Annotated in this window: 16 protein-coding genes; 7 read left to right on the forward strand and 9 right to left on the reverse strand. The window is 69.5% G+C overall.

Translation table 11 applies throughout. The features are described 5' to 3' along the window. Window positions 1–89 precede the first annotated feature (89 nt). Both HCR12_RS00675 and HCR12_RS00680 read right to left on the reverse strand, forming a co-directional pair. The gene (locus HCR12_RS00675) at window positions 90–287 is read right to left on the reverse strand and encodes a DUF3073 domain-containing protein (RefSeq protein WP_166868459.1); all 198 of its coding nucleotides are present in this window, start codon (window positions 285–287) and stop codon (window positions 90–92) included. Between the two features lie 113 nt (window positions 288–400). Further along, the gene (locus HCR12_RS00680; RefSeq protein WP_166868461.1) at window positions 401–790 is read right to left on the reverse strand and encodes a PGPGW domain-containing protein; all 390 of its coding nucleotides are present in this window, start codon (window positions 788–790) and stop codon (window positions 401–403) included. 71 nt (window positions 791–861) lie between these two features. Here HCR12_RS00680 and HCR12_RS00685 point away from each other — a divergent pair, with 71 nt between their 5' ends. Beyond that, window positions 862–1962: an FAD-dependent oxidoreductase gene (locus HCR12_RS00685; RefSeq protein WP_166868464.1), complete on the forward strand. Its 1101-nt coding sequence runs from the start codon at window positions 862–864 to the stop codon at window positions 1960–1962. Between the two features lie 13 nt (window positions 1963–1975). Here HCR12_RS00685 and HCR12_RS00690 read toward each other — a convergent pair whose 3' ends face one another. Beyond that, window positions 1976–3874: a glycogen debranching N-terminal domain-containing protein gene (locus HCR12_RS00690; protein ID WP_166868466.1), complete on the reverse strand. Its 1899-nt coding sequence runs from the start codon at window positions 3872–3874 to the stop codon at window positions 1976–1978. A 145-nt stretch (window positions 3875–4019) separates the two neighbouring features. Here HCR12_RS00690 and HCR12_RS00695 point away from each other — a divergent pair, with 145 nt between their 5' ends. The 4 genes from HCR12_RS00695 to HCR12_RS00710 are packed head-to-tail and all read left to right on the forward strand — an operon-like array spanning window position 4020 to window position 8384. Then, window positions 4020–5099 carry a substrate-binding domain-containing protein gene (locus tag HCR12_RS00695; RefSeq protein WP_166868468.1) on the forward strand — a complete coding sequence of 360 codons (1080 nt, stop codon included), beginning with the start codon at window positions 4020–4022 and terminating at the stop codon, window positions 5097–5099. 32 nt (window positions 5100–5131) lie between these two features. Beyond that, window positions 5132–6361 (forward strand): sugar ABC transporter substrate-binding protein, encoded by a 1230-nt coding sequence (locus tag HCR12_RS00700; RefSeq protein WP_166868470.1) that lies wholly within the window; start codon window positions 5132–5134, stop codon window positions 6359–6361. A 38-nt stretch (window positions 6362–6399) separates the two neighbouring features. Next, window positions 6400–7530, forward strand: a complete 1131-nt coding sequence (locus HCR12_RS00705) for a carbohydrate ABC transporter permease (RefSeq protein WP_166868472.1) — start codon at window positions 6400–6402, stop codon at window positions 7528–7530. Beyond that, window positions 7527–8384: a carbohydrate ABC transporter permease gene (locus HCR12_RS00710; protein WP_166868474.1), complete on the forward strand. Its 858-nt coding sequence runs from the start codon at window positions 7527–7529 to the stop codon at window positions 8382–8384. Before HCR12_RS00705 ends, HCR12_RS00710 begins: the two co-directional genes overlap by 4 nt. 1 nt (window position 8385) lies before the next feature. Here HCR12_RS00710 and HCR12_RS00715 read toward each other — a convergent pair whose 3' ends face one another. Genes HCR12_RS00715 through HCR12_RS00725 form a run of 3 tightly spaced genes read right to left on the reverse strand, consistent with a single transcriptional unit; the run spans window position 8386 to window position 11226 of the window. After that, on the reverse strand, window positions 8386–8766 hold the full coding sequence (locus HCR12_RS00715) for a fluoride efflux transporter FluC (protein WP_166868476.1): 381 nt from the start codon (window positions 8764–8766) through the stop codon (window positions 8386–8388). After that, window positions 8763–9158, reverse strand: coding sequence for a fluoride efflux transporter FluC (locus tag HCR12_RS00720; protein WP_166868478.1), 396 nt, complete (start codon window positions 9156–9158; stop codon window positions 8763–8765). Before HCR12_RS00720 ends, HCR12_RS00715 begins: the two co-directional genes overlap by 4 nt. A gap of 1 nt (window position 9159) precedes the next feature. Continuing rightward, window positions 9160–11226 carry an APC family permease gene (locus HCR12_RS00725; RefSeq protein WP_191412345.1) on the reverse strand — a complete coding sequence of 689 codons (2067 nt, stop codon included), beginning with the start codon at window positions 11224–11226 and terminating at the stop codon, window positions 9160–9162. 113 nt (window positions 11227–11339) lie between these two features. On the opposite strand from HCR12_RS00725, the gene HCR12_RS00730 reads away from it, so the two are divergent. Then, a complete protein-coding gene (locus HCR12_RS00730) occupies window positions 11340–11975 on the forward strand; it encodes a hypothetical protein (RefSeq protein WP_166868481.1) in 636 nt (211 codons plus the stop codon). On the opposite strand, the gene HCR12_RS00735 is transcribed toward HCR12_RS00730, so the two are convergent. Next, a complete protein-coding gene (locus HCR12_RS00735; protein WP_166868483.1) occupies window positions 11972–12604 on the reverse strand; it encodes a PadR family transcriptional regulator in 633 nt (210 codons plus the stop codon). The two genes, HCR12_RS00730 and HCR12_RS00735, sit on opposite strands and share 4 nt — an antisense overlap. Further along, window positions 12601–13401, reverse strand: coding sequence for a DUF4097 family beta strand repeat-containing protein (locus HCR12_RS00740; protein WP_166868485.1), 801 nt, complete (start codon window positions 13399–13401; stop codon window positions 12601–12603). Before HCR12_RS00740 ends, HCR12_RS00735 begins: the two co-directional genes overlap by 4 nt. Window positions 13402–13556: 155 nt before the next feature. Here HCR12_RS00740 and HCR12_RS00745 point away from each other — a divergent pair, with 155 nt between their 5' ends. Beyond that, window positions 13557–14300, forward strand: coding sequence for a MerR family transcriptional regulator (locus HCR12_RS00745; protein ID WP_166868487.1), 744 nt, complete (start codon window positions 13557–13559; stop codon window positions 14298–14300). Window positions 14301–14355: 55 nt separating this feature from the next. Here HCR12_RS00745 and yczE read toward each other — a convergent pair whose 3' ends face one another. Next, entirely contained in the window at window positions 14356–15045 is a 690-nt protein-coding gene (yczE, locus tag HCR12_RS00750) for a membrane protein YczE (protein ID WP_224763557.1), read from the reverse strand. Window positions 15046–15089: the final 44 nt, after the last annotated feature.

A 15089-nucleotide genomic window follows, 5' to 3' on the forward strand; every position in this document is an offset into this window, starting at 1 on the left:
GGCAAACTGAAAGACCGCCCGGAGGCGGTCTTCTCAGTGCCGGATGATGTCCGGCTGCGATCGATCACCACGCGCACGTGGTGGGCAACTCACGCAGTGCGCGGGTCGTCCTCGTCGTCGTCATCCTCGTCGTCGGCGGGTACGAGATCCGCCCACTTGTCCTCGAGGTCGACACTGGACCCACTGGACAGCTCGCGCTCGAGAGCCGAGTAGTTCGTATCCGGGCTGAAGTACTTCAGCTCGCGGGCAACCTTGGTGTGCTTTGCCTTCTGACGGCCGCGCCCCATGCGTGACCCCCTCATGGTTCAGGATTGCGAATAGTGACGGTGAAATCTAACTTTCAGCCTACCACGGAGCCTGTCGGAACCCCCTCCGGGTATCCCCGATGAGGAGCGATCACTCAGCTGTCGGCGGCCCGCTCGGCGGCCCGCCGTGCGCGGCGTTCCGCGACCTTCCCCGCCGCGGCGCGTGCCACCCGGATCGCGCGCGCGTTGACCTTCCTCGCTGTCTCGAACTCGGTGCCGAGCATCGACAGCCCGCCGAGCGCGATGAGCGTTCCCGGCCCGGGAAGGGGCATGAGCACGACGCCGAGTGCGATCGTCGTGCCGCCCGTCACACCCACCGCTGTTCGGTAGGCGCGATCGGCTCGCGGGCTCTTCCGGATGGCGGCGCGAGCCACGGAGGCGCCGCGACGCCCGGAGGCGAGCGCGCTTCCCAGCATCCGTCCTGCCGCGGCCGACGCGGGGCGCGGGCTCGGAGTGCCGTGATCTTCAGGCGCGGGCTCGGTCATGCGCACACGATAGGAAGAGCGGCTGAAGATCCTCCCAGTGTGAGGCGCTCGCGCCCGGTAACGTGGAGAGCGTGACCGCCCGGCCCACCGATACCTCCGTCGTCGTCATCGGCGCGGGTCAGGCAGGGCTTTCCGTCGCCTACTATCTGCGAAAGCTCGGCCTCGACCCCGGCAACGACTTCGTCGTGCTCGACCGCGGCCCCGGCGCGGGCGGCGCGTGGCAGCACCGCTGGGAGGCGATGCGTCTCGGCCACGCTCACCGCGTCAACGATCTTCCCGGCATGGACGAGCTGGGTCTCAGCTTCGACTCCGCCGATCGCAATGTGCCCGCGCGCGACATCGTCGCCGAGTACTACCAGCGCTACGAGCAGCACTTCGGGTTCACGATCGTGCGCCCCGCGGATGTCACGCGCGTGCGTGCGACGATCGACGGTTTCGAGGTGACCTTCGACGACAGCCTCGGCGATCAGACCTTCTCGACGCAGCTCGTGGTGAACGCGACGGGAACCTGGGGCGCGCCGTTCGTCCCCTGGTATCCGGGGCGCGATGACTTCGCGGGACGCCAGCTGCACACGGTCGACTACCGCGACGCTCAGGACTTCCGCGGTCAGGATGTCGTCGTCGTGGGCGGCGGTACGAGCGCGATCGGATTCCTCATGGAGCTCGAGGGCGTCGCCGGGTCGACGACGTGGGTCACCCGTCGCCCCATCGAGTTCCTCGAGGAGCAGGAGCTCAACATCGAGAGCGGAGCCCGCGCGGTGGCTCTGCAGGACGCCGCGGCGCGCGAAGGTCGCGCACTGCCGAGCATCGTGTCGACGACGGGCGTGCCGCGCACGCGCCGCATCCAGTCTGCGGTCGAGCGGGGTCTGCTCCAGGCCCGCCCGATGTTCTCGCGGATCGAACCCGACGGGGTGCGCTGGGAGGACGGCAGCTTCCAGCACGCCGACGTGATCATCTGGGCCACGGGCTTCCGGCCGGAGCTGCGTCATCTCGCCCCCCTCAAGCTGCGTGAGCAGCAGGGCGGCGTGACGATCGCGAACGGCGCGGCGTATCGCAGCGCCGGCATCTTCTTCGCGGGCTACGGGCCCACGGCCTCCACGATCGGCGCCAGCCGCGCTGGCCGAACGGTCGCCCGTCAGGTCGTGTCATACCTCAGCTCGCTCGGCTACTGAGCGGCGGCGCCGGTCAGGGCGTCGCGGCGTCGGGATCCGCGAGCGCGTCGAACACGATGATCGCGGCGGCCGCAGACCAGGCCTGCGGTCGGCACGAGGCCGGGTACGGCAGGGGTCGCGGCACCTCCGCCGCCGAGTCGCCTCCGTAGAGCTCCGGCATCCGGAAGTCGAACGCCGCCGCCGCATGCAGCAGGCCTTCGGAGAGCGCGCGCGCCTCATCCCTGAAGCCCGCCATGTGGAGACCGCGGACGGCGATCGCGGTGTCGTGCGCCCAGACGGACCCGCCGTGATAGGCGAGCGGCCAGTAGCCCTTCGCCTCCGTCGAGAGCGTCCGCACCCCGTAGCCGGAGTCGAGCTGCGACGACATGAGTCGCGAGGCGACGAGCCGCGATTCCTCGTCGTCGAGCAGTCCCGTTCCGAGAAGGTGCCCGATGTTGCTCGTGAGGGTGTCGACCGGCCGCTTGTGGGCGTCGAGGGCGATCGCGGGGTAGCGGCCGTGCTCATCCGAGACCCAGAACGCCTCGCGGAACCTCTGGGCGATCCGCGCCGCCCAGAGGCGCCACGGCTCGCCCACCCGCCCGAAATGGTCGAGAAGGTCGGCGCCCCGCATCGCAGCTTCGTAGGCGTAGGCCTGCACCTCGGACAGCGCGATGGGGCCTTCGGCGAGGGTGCCGTCTCGCCACTGCACCGAATCGCCGGAGTCCTTCCAGCCCTGGTTCGACAGCCCGGAGCCGGTCTCGTCGACGTACTCGAGCAGGCCGTCGCCGTCGCTGTCGCCGAAGTCGCGCATCCACGCGAGCGCGGCCTCGAGGGCGGGCAGCAGCTCCTCGACTGCAGCGTGGCCGAGTCCGTGGTCGCGGGCATCGGCGAGCAGGCAGATCCAGAGGGGTGTGGCGTCGACGGTGCCGTAGTAGTACGGCGGGAGCTCGATCCCCTCGTGCGGGATCTCGACGATCCCGCGCCGCACCTCGTGGATGATCTTGCCGGGCTGCTCCGCTGTCGCGGGCACGACCTCTCGGCCCTGGAGGCTCGCGAGGGTGCGCAGGGTGCCGTGCGCGATCGTGACATCCAGCGGAAGCAGGAAGCGCGCGGCCCAGATCGAGTCGCGCCCGAAGAGCGTGAAGAACCAGGGGGCGCCGGCGCCCAGGAACTCGTCGTCGGAGTCGAGCAGGGTGAGGCGCAGCACGTCGAGGTCGTCGAGGGCGCGCAGCACCCAGCGTCGCAGCCGATCGTCGACCTCGTTGAGGGCGGGCGGCACCCAGGGGGCGCGCCGAGTGGGAGCCATCACCACGGCGTGCGCATCCCGCGCGTCGAGCTCGATGGTGCGCTCCACGGAGCCGCGCGCCGGCACCTCGACCGTCCAGGACAGACGCAGCAGGTTGCCGAGGCCACGGCTGCGCTCGGCGTCGGTGCGCAGCTCCACCTCGATGGCCTCGGCGCCCCAGACGAGCCCGGAGTGCGTCTGTCGCGGATCGGCCGGATGCGAGGCGCGACCGGTCTTCACGAAGTCGACAGGGGTGGTCTCGGCCCGCAGCTCGACGGTGAGCTCCGCCGTCGTCGCACGGGCGAGGCGCGACTCGATGCGGAGCACGTGGTCGACGCCGTCACCGCGCACGTGCCGCTCCACCCAGAGGCGCACATCGGGGTCGGCTCCCACCCCGTCGAGGCCCCGCAGCAGCGCGACGAACCGCACGTGCGCCCCGGAGTCCTCGAGCGTCGCGATCGGCTCCGGTTCCACCCCGTCGACGAGGACGCGCCAGCCGCTCGCCACCCGCAGATCGGAGACGTAGATGCCGTCGACCGGTTCCGACATGGCGCCCGATGGTCGTGACCACACCTGGGTGGGGGCACGCAGCGCGGCGACCGCGTCGTGGAAGACCGGCTGGCGTCCGGAGGCGTCGTATGAGGTCATGGGGATCCTCGTTCCTCATCATCATGCGCGACCGAGATCTGGATGGATCCCGCCTGCCGGGCATGCATACCACCCATCTTTTGATCGTTCACAGCCCCTTGTCGACGTTTTTTCTGTGAATCAGGATGACGCGGAGGAGGTCCGTGTGTCCCAGCTCCCCACCATCCATGACGTCGCCCGCATCGCGGGCGTCTCGCGGCAGACCGTCTCGAACGTGATCAACGCGCCCGAGGTGGTGCGAGCCGCCACGCGTGAGCGCGTCGAGGAGGCGATCCGCGAACTCGGCTACCGACCGCACGCCTCCGCCCGGCGTCTGCGCACCCGCGCCCGCACGAGCTCCGCCATCGGCGTGCGGCTGGATCCTCTGCCGCATGGGGTCTCCGGCGCGGTCCACGATCGCTTCCTGCACGCACTCACCGAGAGCGCCGCCAGCCGAGGGATGCGCATCATGCTCTACACGGCCGATGAGCCGCTCCGCGAGATCGAGGAGCTCCGCGACCTGCGCAACCGGGCTGACGTCGACGCATTCGTGCTCATCGGCGACTCCCACGATGATCCGCGCGTCGAATGGCTGGAACGCGAACGCATCCCCTTCGTCTCGTTCGGCCGCCCCTGGGGCGCACCTCGGATGGATGATCCGGCGCGCCTCTGGGTCGACGTCGACGGGCGGGCCGGCACGGCGCGCGCCACCGACCACCTCATCGCCCGGGGGCATCGCCGCATCGGCTTCGTCGGCTGGCCGTCCGGATCGCGCACGGGAGACGACCGCCGCGCCGGGTGGCGTGAGGCGATGCGCGCCGCTCTCCCCGCGCTCCGAGACAGCGAGCTCGACGCCCTCGCCGTCGAGACCGTCGACTCCGCTGGCCCCGCCCGGATGGCGGTCGCGCAGCGCATCGCATCCGACCCGCACCTGGATGCGCTCGTCTGCGTTAACGATTCCGTCGCCCTCGGCGCACTCATGGCCGTCCGCGAAGCGGGTCGCCCGGAGCTCCCCGTGCTGGGCTTCGACAACACCCCCGTCGCGGAGGCCATCGGGCTCTCGAGCGTCGATCAGCGGCTCCGCGATGTCGCCGCCGCGATCCTCGAGCTCCTCATGGGCGAGACGGGCGAACGAGTTCTTCCCCACGCAAGCGCGACCCGAGACGCGTCATATCGGCTCATCACCCCGCAGCTTGTCGTCCGCCGGTCCAACCACCTGGCGCTCGCTGAGAAGGCCGAGGCCTGAGCGCCCGGCCATCGATTGTGAAAGGAAGACCAATGAACAACATGACGCGGGGCGGCGCAGTCGCCCTCGGGATCGTCTCGGCCCTCGTGCTCGCCGGGTGCGGGAGCGGCGGGGAGGGGGACTCCGCAGGCGATCAGCTGACGATCCTCATCGGATCGAGCGGCCCGGCAGAGACCGAGGCCGTGCAGTCGGCGGCCGATGCGTGGGCTGCCGACCACGATGCCGAGGTCACGGTGATCGCTGCCGACGATCTCAACCAGCAGCTGAGCCAGGGTTTCGCCGGCGACGACGCTCCCGACCTCTTCTACATGAGCTGGGACCAGTTCGACAACTACGCCCAGAACGGGTACCTCGAGCCCTACGCGGCGGACCTCGACAACGCGGAAGCGTTCTATCCGGCCCTCATCGACGTCTTCACCTACGACAACGAGTTCGTGTGCGCACCGAAGGACTTCTCGACGCTCGGGCTCGTCATCAACACCGAGATGTGGGCGGCCGCGGGGCTCACCGCGGCCGACGTGCCGACGGATTGGGACAGCCTGCAGGCGGTGGCCACCACGCTCACCACCGGTGATGTCGTCGGGCTCTCGTTCGGCCTCGAGTACGCGCGCCTCGGCGTCTTCATGAACCAGGCGGGTGGCAGCGTTCTGAATGAGGACGGCACGGAGGTGACCGTCGACTCCCCCGAGAATCTCGCGGGCCTCGAGTACGTGCAGAAGCTCCATGACGCCGGCGTGCTCAAGTTCCCGAGCGAGATCGACGCCGGATGGGGCGGAGAGGCGCTGGGCGCCGGCAAGGCCGCGATGGTGATCGAGGGCCCCTGGATCCAGGGCATCGAGAACGACTACCCCGAGACGATCTGGGAGGCGTACGAGCTGCCGCAGGGGCCGGCTGGACCGTCCACGTTCACGTTCACGAACTGCTGGGGAATCCCCACGGGTTCGGACTCTCGAGATGATGCGGTCTCGCTCGTCGAGCACCTCACCTCCGACGACCAGCAGCTGGAGTTCGCCGACGCGTTCGGGGTGATCCCGTCGACCGAGGAGGCGGCCAAGAGCTACGCCGATCAGTACCCGGCGTTCCAGGCGTTCGTGACGAGCAACGACTACGCGGTGAGCCCGGTGAACTTCGCCGGATCCGCGTCGGCCGTCGGCGACTTCAACTCTCAGATCGAGGGGCTCGCGACGGGCGGCGTCGATCTGACGGCCGTTCTCGCAACCTTCCAGGAGCAGCTGCAGGCGGCCCTCGACGAGAACGGCTGAGCGGCCTCGGGCGCTGAGCAGGGCACGAGGAGGACCTCGTGAGTCGAGGAATCCGCGGTAACGAAGCCCGATATGGCTGGGCGTTCGTCGCGCCCGCGATCCTCATCATCGGGGTCTTCCTCGTGCTCCCCATCCTGCTGGCGCTGTGGGTGAGTCTGGCCAACTGGAACGGGCTGGGCTCGCCCCTCGGCAACTCCACCTTCGTGGGGGGCGAGAACTACTCGAAGGTGCTCCTCGAATCCGGTCTCGCGCAACGGGACTTCGGCACCTCGATCCGCAACAACTTCTACTACGTGCTCGCCGTCGTGCCGCTGCAGACGGCGCTCGCGCTGTTCCTCGCGGTGCAGGTGAACCGCAGGATGCTCCGCGGGCGAGGGTTCTTCCGCACGGCGTTCTACTTCCCGTCGGTGACGAGCTCGATCGCGATCACCACGATCTTCATCTTCCTGTTCACCTCGTCCGGCGCCGTCAACCAGGTGATCGGCTGGCTCGGGGTGAACGGGCCGAACTGGTTCGCCGACCCGCGGGGAGTGCTGCACATCATCCTCGGGGCGCTCGGTGTCGACGGCTCGGGTGCGGCGGCGACGGATGCCCCGCTCGGTCTCAACTGGTGGGACTGGGTTGCGGGGCCCTCGGTCGCGATGTGCGTGCTCATCATCCTCGCCGTCTTCACGACCTCCGGAACATTCATGCTGCTGTTCCTCGCGGCGCTGCAGAACGTGGGCGAGGAGATCACCGAGGCGGCGATGGTGGACGGCGCGGGGCCCTTCCGCACGTTCTTCTCGGTGACGCTCCCGATGCTGAAGCCCACCCTGTTCACGGTGCTGACGCTCGGCCTCATCGGAACGTGGCAGGTCTTCGACCAGATCTACCTGACGGGGCGCGGCGCCCCCGCGAAGACCCTGCTGACGCCGGCGTTCCTCGCGTACGACACGTCGTTCTCGGACCTCAACTGGGGTCAGGGTGCGGCGATCTCGTTCATCCTGTTCGGCATCATCGTGCTGCTCACGCTCTTCCAGCGCTGGGTGCTGCGCGATCGCGACCTGGGCCGCTCGGGGGAGCGGCGGGCCGCCCGGGTCTCGGAGCGTCTGCGCCGTGATGCGGCAGCCGCGGCCGTGGCGGCGCATGCCGCGCCGGTGCCGCCGCCGGATGACGGGAGGCGGCGATGAGGACGCACGTGCGCACCCGCCAGTCCCGGCTCGCCGCTGTGGGCCTCGCGCTCAGCTACGTGCTGCTCATCGCGCTCGCGATCATCTACATCTATCCGTTCCTCATCTCGATCTCGGGAAGCTTCAAGACCGACGCGGAGGCCACCCAGGATCCGCTGTCGCTTCTGCCCGAGACGTGGAGCACGACCGCCTACGAGCGGCTCTTCACCTCGGTGCCGCTGCTGAACTGGGCCGGCAACTCGCTCTTCATCACGGTTGTCGTGACGTCGGCGCGGGTGTTCTTCGACTCGCTCGCCGGCTACGCGCTCTCCCGTTTGCAGTTCCGCGGTCGCACGATCGTCTTCGCGGCGCTCGTGGCCGTGATGGCGGTGCCGAACGTGGTGCTGCTGATCCCGCGGTTCCTCATCCTCAAGGAGCTGGGGCTCTACAACACCTTCGCGGGCATGATCATCCCGATCACGATCGATGCGGCCGGGATCTTCATCATGAAGCAGTTCTTCGAATCGATCCCCGTGTCGGTGGAGGAGGCGGCACGGATCGACGGGGCGGGGGTCTTCCGCACGTTCTGGCTGATCGTGCTGCCGATGGCGGTGCCCGCGCTCATCACCCTGTTCATCCTGAGCTTCCAGGGCTCGTGGAACGAGTTCGCCCACTTCGTGGTGTCGCGCAACGACCCGGAGCTCAACACCCTCACCACCGGTGTCGCCTCGCTCACATCGGGGCAGCTCGGCAGCGGCAACCAGTACCCCCTGCAGCTGGGGGCGGCGGTGCTCATGTCGATCCCGGTGGCGGTGATCTTCTTCATCTTCCAGCGACGCATCATGTCGACCGCTGAGGGTGGGGAGAAGGGCTGAGTCAGCCGGCCAGGATCACGACGGTCGCCCATCCGAGCGCGGCCGCGCCGACGCCGAGTGCGAGGTTGGCCGCGACGGATGCGACGGCGACGCGCGAGCGCCCGTCGAGCACCAGCTGGATCGTCTCGACGCTCAGGGTCGAGAAGGTGGTGAGCCCGCCGCAGAAACCGGAGAGCACGATGAGCCGCGCCTCGGCACCCCAGAGGCCCGCGTCCGCAAGTCCGAGGGCGACGCCGCCGAGAGCCGACCCCGCGACGTTCACGAGGAGCACCGCCCACGGGAGGCGGGTGGGGCGCTCCGCGAACGCACGCGCCGCGAGGTAGCGGAGCCCCGCACCGGCAGCTCCCGCGACGAGCGCCGCCACGATGATCAGCGCGCTCATCCGGTCGACTCCATCGCGTTCGGAACCAGCCGCTTCCCGACGGCGAGCCCGCCCCAGGCCGCGCCCAGCCCGGCGACGAGCGTGAGGGCGAGGACCACGGCCGCCTCAGCCCAGGCGCCGGCGTCGGCGAGCGAGACGAGCGAGACGGCCACCGCCGAGAAGGTCGTGAACGATCCGAGCACGCCGGCGCCCAACCCCGCACGCAGCCATTCGGGTGCGGTCGGCCACAGCCGCGCCACGAGCACGGCGAGGGCGAACGCGCCGGCGACGTTGATCAGGAGCGTCGACCACGGGAATCCATCGTCGGCATGCGGGATGAGCGCATCGAGCACGAGGCGCAGCCCTGTGCCGATCGTCCCGCCGATGAGCACAGCCAGCAGCGGCAGCGGCATGTCAGCTCCGTTTCATCGTCGTGCGGTCCGAACCTCCCGCTGCCGGCGCATGGTGCTCGCGCCGCGGGGGTCGCACCGGCTCCCCGCGCCGATCCTGACCGGGAAGCGGGCGGGACATGCGACCGTACAGCACATCCGACGACTCCAGCAGCCACGGCACGAGCGCGACCACCACGCCGTGCACGAGCATGAGCTTGCGGCGGATCCGGCGGGCCTTGTGGTTGTGCAGCAGGTTCTCCCACCAGTGGCCCACGATGTACTCGGGCAGGTAGACGGTGACGACCGAGGAGCCGTGCTCCTCCCGATACCGCTTGATGTAGCCGATGAGCGGCATCGAGATGTCGCGGTAGGCGGAGGTGGTGACCGTGAGCGGCACCTGGATGTTGTGCTGGGCCCACTGCTCGGTCAGCAGCTGCGCCTGTTCGTCGTCGATCGACACGTGCACCGCTTCGAGCGAGTCGTGGCGGGCCGCGATGGCGTAGTCGAGCGCTTTGAGGGCCGGCTTCGAGAGCCGACCGACGAGCACGATCGCGTGGTCGCCGCTCGAGCCGAAGACGGTGCTGTCGTCGACGGCGATCTCACGATCGACGTCGCGGTAGTACCGCCGGATCGCCGACATGAGCGCGATCAGCACGGCCATCACGACGAACACGACCCATGCTCCGTGGGTGAACTTCGTGACCGTGACGATCACGAGCACCGCCGCCGTCATGAGAGCGCCGAGGGCGTTGATCGCGAGCCCGCGCCAGACGGCCCCGCGCGTGCCCGGGTCACGGCGGAGCACGCGGATCCAGTGCACCACCATGCCGATCTGGCCGAGGGTGAACGAGATGAAGACTCCGATGATGTAGAGCTGGATGAGCACCGTGAGGTTGGCCTGCGTGCCGATCAGCAGCACGATCGACACCGCCGACAGCGCGAGCACGCCGTTCGAGAAGATGAGGCGGTCGCCGCGGGTGGCGAGGGCCTTCGGCGCGTGGCCGTCGCGCGCGAGCACCGAACCGAGCAGCGGGAACCCGTTGAAGGCGGTGTTGGCGGCGAGCAGGAGCACGCTGGCGGTCGCCGCCTGCACGACGAAGAAGAGGATCGATGCGTCGCCGAAGGTCGCCGCGGCGATCTGGGCGACGAGGCTTCGCTGCGGGGCGGTGGCGCAGTCGACGAAGCCGATGAGGTCGCACGCGTGCTCGGCGTAGCGCACCTGCGTGATGAGAGCCACGGCGACGAGTCCGGAGAACAGCACGATCGCGATCGCACCCATCGCGACGAGGGTCTTCTGCGCGTTCTCGATCTTGGGGCGGCGGAAGGCCGGCACGCCGTTCGAGATCGCCTCCACGCCGGTGAGCGCGGCGCATCCGCTGGCGAACGAGCGCAGGATGAGCAGCACGAAGGCCGCCTGGGTCAGGCTCTCGCCCTGCACCGTCCACTCGGCGCTCTCGGCCACGGGGGCGTCGCCGAGGGCGGTCCGCACGAGCGCGGTGGCCACCATCACCCCGATCGACGCGACGAACAGGTAGGTGGGGAGCGCGAAGGCCTTCGATGCCTCGCGCACGCCGCGCAGGTTGATCGCCGCGAGCACCACGACGAAACCCACAGCGAGCTCGACTCGCCAGGGGTTCAGCTGCGGGAACGCCGAGATGATGTTGTCGACGCCCGATGCCACCGAGACCGCCACGGTGAGGATGTAGTCCACGAGCAGCGCCGCAGCGACGACGACTCCGGCGCGGGGCCCGAGGTTGACCGAGGCCACCTCGTAGTCCCCGCCGCCGGACGGGTACGCCTTGATGATCTGCCGGTAGGACGCGACGACGACGACCAGCAGCAGCACGACGAACGCGGCGATCCCGGGGCCGAGCACCAGCATCCCGGTGCCGCCGATCAGCAGGATCATGAGCAGCTCCTGCGGCGCGTAGGCGACCGACGACAGCGGGTCGCTCGCGAAGATGGGCAACGCGAGGTGCTTCGGCAGCAGCTGGCCGTCGAGCTTCTCGTTCGGGAGGGGTTCGCCGATCAGCCAGCGTTTGGGGGATCTCGGACTCTCGTCAGGGGCAACCTGGACTTCGTCAGTCACGGCGGGAAACTCTACGCCGACGACGCCCGGCGTCAAGGGGCAGTTCCGAAGGGGTGCAGGGGGGACTTCCGGCCTGAGCGACCGGAAGCCGGCGCTCCTATGATCGTTCGGTGATGAGTGAGCGACGCCGACGCCGATGGCCCTGGATCCTGGGTGCCGTCGTGCTGGTGCTCCTCATCCCCGCGGCCATCCTCGGCCTGCCGATCCTGCTGCATCAGGACGGCGGTGCCCCGAACCAGCAGGATGCGGCCGAGGAGTGGCCGACGACGGCGATCGCGGTCGGCGACGATGGTCGCACCCGCGAGATCACCGTGCTCTCACCGGAGCCGGGCGGCACCGTCGACACGGCGGCTCTCGTCCCCGGTGAGCGCCTCGTCGTGAGCGGCACCGGATTCGACGGCGGCCAGGGCATCTACGTCGCGATCTGCAAGATCCCCGACGACCCGACGAAGCGCCCCGGCCCCTGCCTCGGCGGCGTTCCCGACACGGAGTCCACCGACGGCGAGAACGAGATTCAGTGGGCCCCGAGCAACTGGATCAACAACGAGTTCGGCTGGACGCTCTTCGGCGCGCGCACCTATGACGACACCGCGACGGGCACCTTCACCGCCTACCTCGAGGTGGCCGATCCGGTGGGTGAGAACGTCGACTGCCGGGTGGAGCGCTGCGCGATCTACACGCGCAACGACCACACGGCGCTCGGCGACCGGGTGCAGGACGTCTACATCCCGGTCGCGTTCGCCGACTAGTCGGAACCGCGCTCGCGAACGCTCGCCGTGACCTCGCGGCTCACCTCGGCGAGGCGCCGCACGAGCAGCTCGACGGTGTCCGCGCGCAGGGAGCCATTCGACACCGCCCCACGCAGCTCGCTGCGCAGATCGGCGCGGAAGGTCGAGAGCGCGGCGTCGGCCTCATGGAATCGCTGGCGCGCCTCGGAGCGCGAGCGCTCGCTCTCGGAGGCCACCGGGCGCTCAGGCGTCGTCGTGCCGCGTGATTCGCGAGCGGCCGCCGCGAGGTCCGCCCGGAGGGAGCGCATCGCGTCGTCGACCGAGCTGCGCACCTCATCGGCAAGACGTCGAACGGAGTCGGTGACACCGGTCTCGATCCCGTCGAGCTCGCCGCGGCGGCTCTCCAGCTCGGCGCGGCCGGCGTCGGTGATGGCGTAGACGCTGCGCCGGCCGTCTGTCTCCTTCGTCACGAGCCCTTCGTCCTGGAGCTTCGCGAGTCGCGGGTAGATGGTGCCCGCGCTCGGCACGTAGGTGCCCCCGAAGCGCTCGCCGAGTGCCTGGATGAGCTCGTATCCGTGCTGGGGTCGCTCGGCGAGCAGGCTCAGCAGATACAGCCGCAGGTGGCCGTGCGCGAAGACGGGAGGGGTCATGAGCGCACCGTGTGCAGGATGCTGATGTCGCCGCCGACGGTGTTGACGCGCACATCCGTCCAGTGCTGCTCGAGCGCGCCGTGGCGCCCGGTGAAGCGGCCCTTGGTGACGGTGATGCTCTGGGCGTCGAGCTGCAGCTTGCCGCCGACCGTCTGCACCGTGTAGCTCGCGGGGGTGTCCGGGTCGAAGCGCAGCGTGACCTCCCCGGAGACGGTGTTGACGCGCACGGCGTCGGGGATTCCGGTCGCATCGAGCATGATCTCGCTCGTGACGCCGTCGGCGTCGAAACGGCTCACCGCACCGGAGGCGATCACATCGCCTGAGACGGTGTTGATTCCGATCGCGCCGGCGTGATCGCGGATGGTGATCTCGCCGCTCACCGAGTTGGCGGTGAGCTTGCCCGTGAGGCCGTCGGCGACGAGGTCACCGGAGACGGTGTTGAGCTGGGTGCCGGATTCGAGCCCGGAGACGAGCGCTTCAGCTGAGACGACGCCGAGGGTGAGGGCCACGTCGCGAGGAACCAGCACGCTCACCTCCGCCTTGATGGTGCTGCCGAAGCTCTTGAACGCGTCGATCCAGTTGTCCCAGCGCAGCTGGGGGTGGTCGATCTCGAGCCGATCGCCGTCGAGCTGGATGAGCAGATCGCGTCCGGAGACGGAGTGCACCTCGACGCGCACGCCCGGCTCGTCGTGTCCGACGATGTCGACGTGACCCCCGACGAGACTCACCTTGAGGCGATCGATGTTCTCGAGGTCGATGACCTTGGGCCCATCCACGAGCCACTTCTCCTGAGCCATGGTGGCCACTCCTTCCGCTCCGACTCGCGTTATATCGCGTTTCGTGAAGTCAAGATATATCGCGAGTTGCGCATCCGCAACCCCCATCTTCCGAGCGACGGTTGCGGTTGACGCAACGTCAACGCCTAGCGTGAAGGCAACGAGAGGAGCTGCGGATGGAGCACAGCATCAGCGAGGTCGTCCGGCTCACGGGCGTCACCAGCCGCACCCTGCGGCACTACGACGAGATCGGGCTCGTGCGACCGAGCAGCGTGGGAGCGGGTCGCATCCGCCGCTACGACTCCGACGCCCTCGTGCGCCTGCAGCGCGTGCTGCTGCTGCGCGAGCTCGGCCTCGGGCTCACCGCGATCCGCGACGTGCTCGACGGCGCGACCGACGACATCCGCGCACTCCGCACCCACCGGGAGCTTCTGCGGCTCGAGAGCGAGCGGCTCGCCCGTCAGCTCGCGAGCGTGCAGGCGACCATCACCGCACTGGAAGAAGGCGAGCAGCCCATGGCAGAGAACATGTTCGACGGGTTCGATCACACGAGGCACCGCCGCGAGGTCGAGGAGCGCTGGGGCGCCGACGCCTACGCTGCCTCCGATGCCTGGTGGAGCGGCATGGACGGCGCGGAGAAGTCGGGCTGGCAGAAGGCCGCCTCCGATCTCGCCTCCGACTGGGCCGCGGCCGCCGGATCCGGCATCGCGGCGGAGTCCGTCGAAGCTCAGGAGCTCGCACGGCGCCACGTCGCCTGGCTCGCGGGCATCCCGGGAACCCCCGGCGCCTCGAAGGGCTACGTGCTGGGGCTCGCCGAGATGTACGTCGCCGACGAGCGCTTCGCCGCCAACTACGGGGGCGTCGCCGGAGCGAGGTTCGTGCGCGACGCCCTCACCGTGTACGCCGACGCGCACCTCTGACTCGCACCTCTGACGCGCACCCGGGACGCGCACACCGGATCGAGTGATCAGGCCGTCACCGCATGTCGGCGTCGGGGGTCGGATCGACGGCGACCGACTCGACCACCAGCGGTGTCGCCTCGGCGACCTCGCCCGCGACCTCGCGCGGTGCGGGCTCGGGAACGCGCAGCAGGGGAAGTGTCACGCCCACCATCGGGCCGATGAGCAGCGCGAACGCCGCGGTGCCGAGGCCCACCTGACCGCCGAGCAGCCATCCGATCCCGAGCACGGTCACCTCGATGGCCGTCCGCACCTTCCAGATCTTCCAGCCGAAGCGCGTGTTCGCGCCCGTCATGAGGCCGTCGCGCGGGCCCGGGCCGAGCCGCGCACCCACATAGAGGCCGGTGGCGACCGCCAGCAGGGTGAGCCCGCCGGCGAACAGCAGGCCCTGCAGGATCGGCTCGTGCTGCTGCGGCACGATGAGCAGGCCCACGTCGGCCGCGGGGCCGATGAGCAGCACGTTCGCGATCGTGCCCACGCCCGGCTTCTGGCGCAGCGGGATCCACAGCAGCAGCACCAGGAATCCGACGGCGATCGTGATGATGCCGAAGCTCCATCCGGTGGTCTTCATGATGCCCTGCGTGAGCACGTCCCACGGGGCGACGCCGATTCCGGCCTGCATCATCATCGCGAGTGAGAAGCCGTAGAGGAACAGGCCGATGAGCAGCTGCGCGATGCGGCGGAACCAGAGGAGCGGAGAAGACATGCTGAGCATTCCACTCGCAAATTGGCCCGCCATCAAGAGTCCAA

The organism is Salinibacterium sp. ZJ70 (assembly GCF_011751865.2).
In the GTDB taxonomy this organism is placed as follows: Bacteria; Actinomycetota; Actinomycetes; order Actinomycetales; family Microbacteriaceae; genus Homoserinibacter.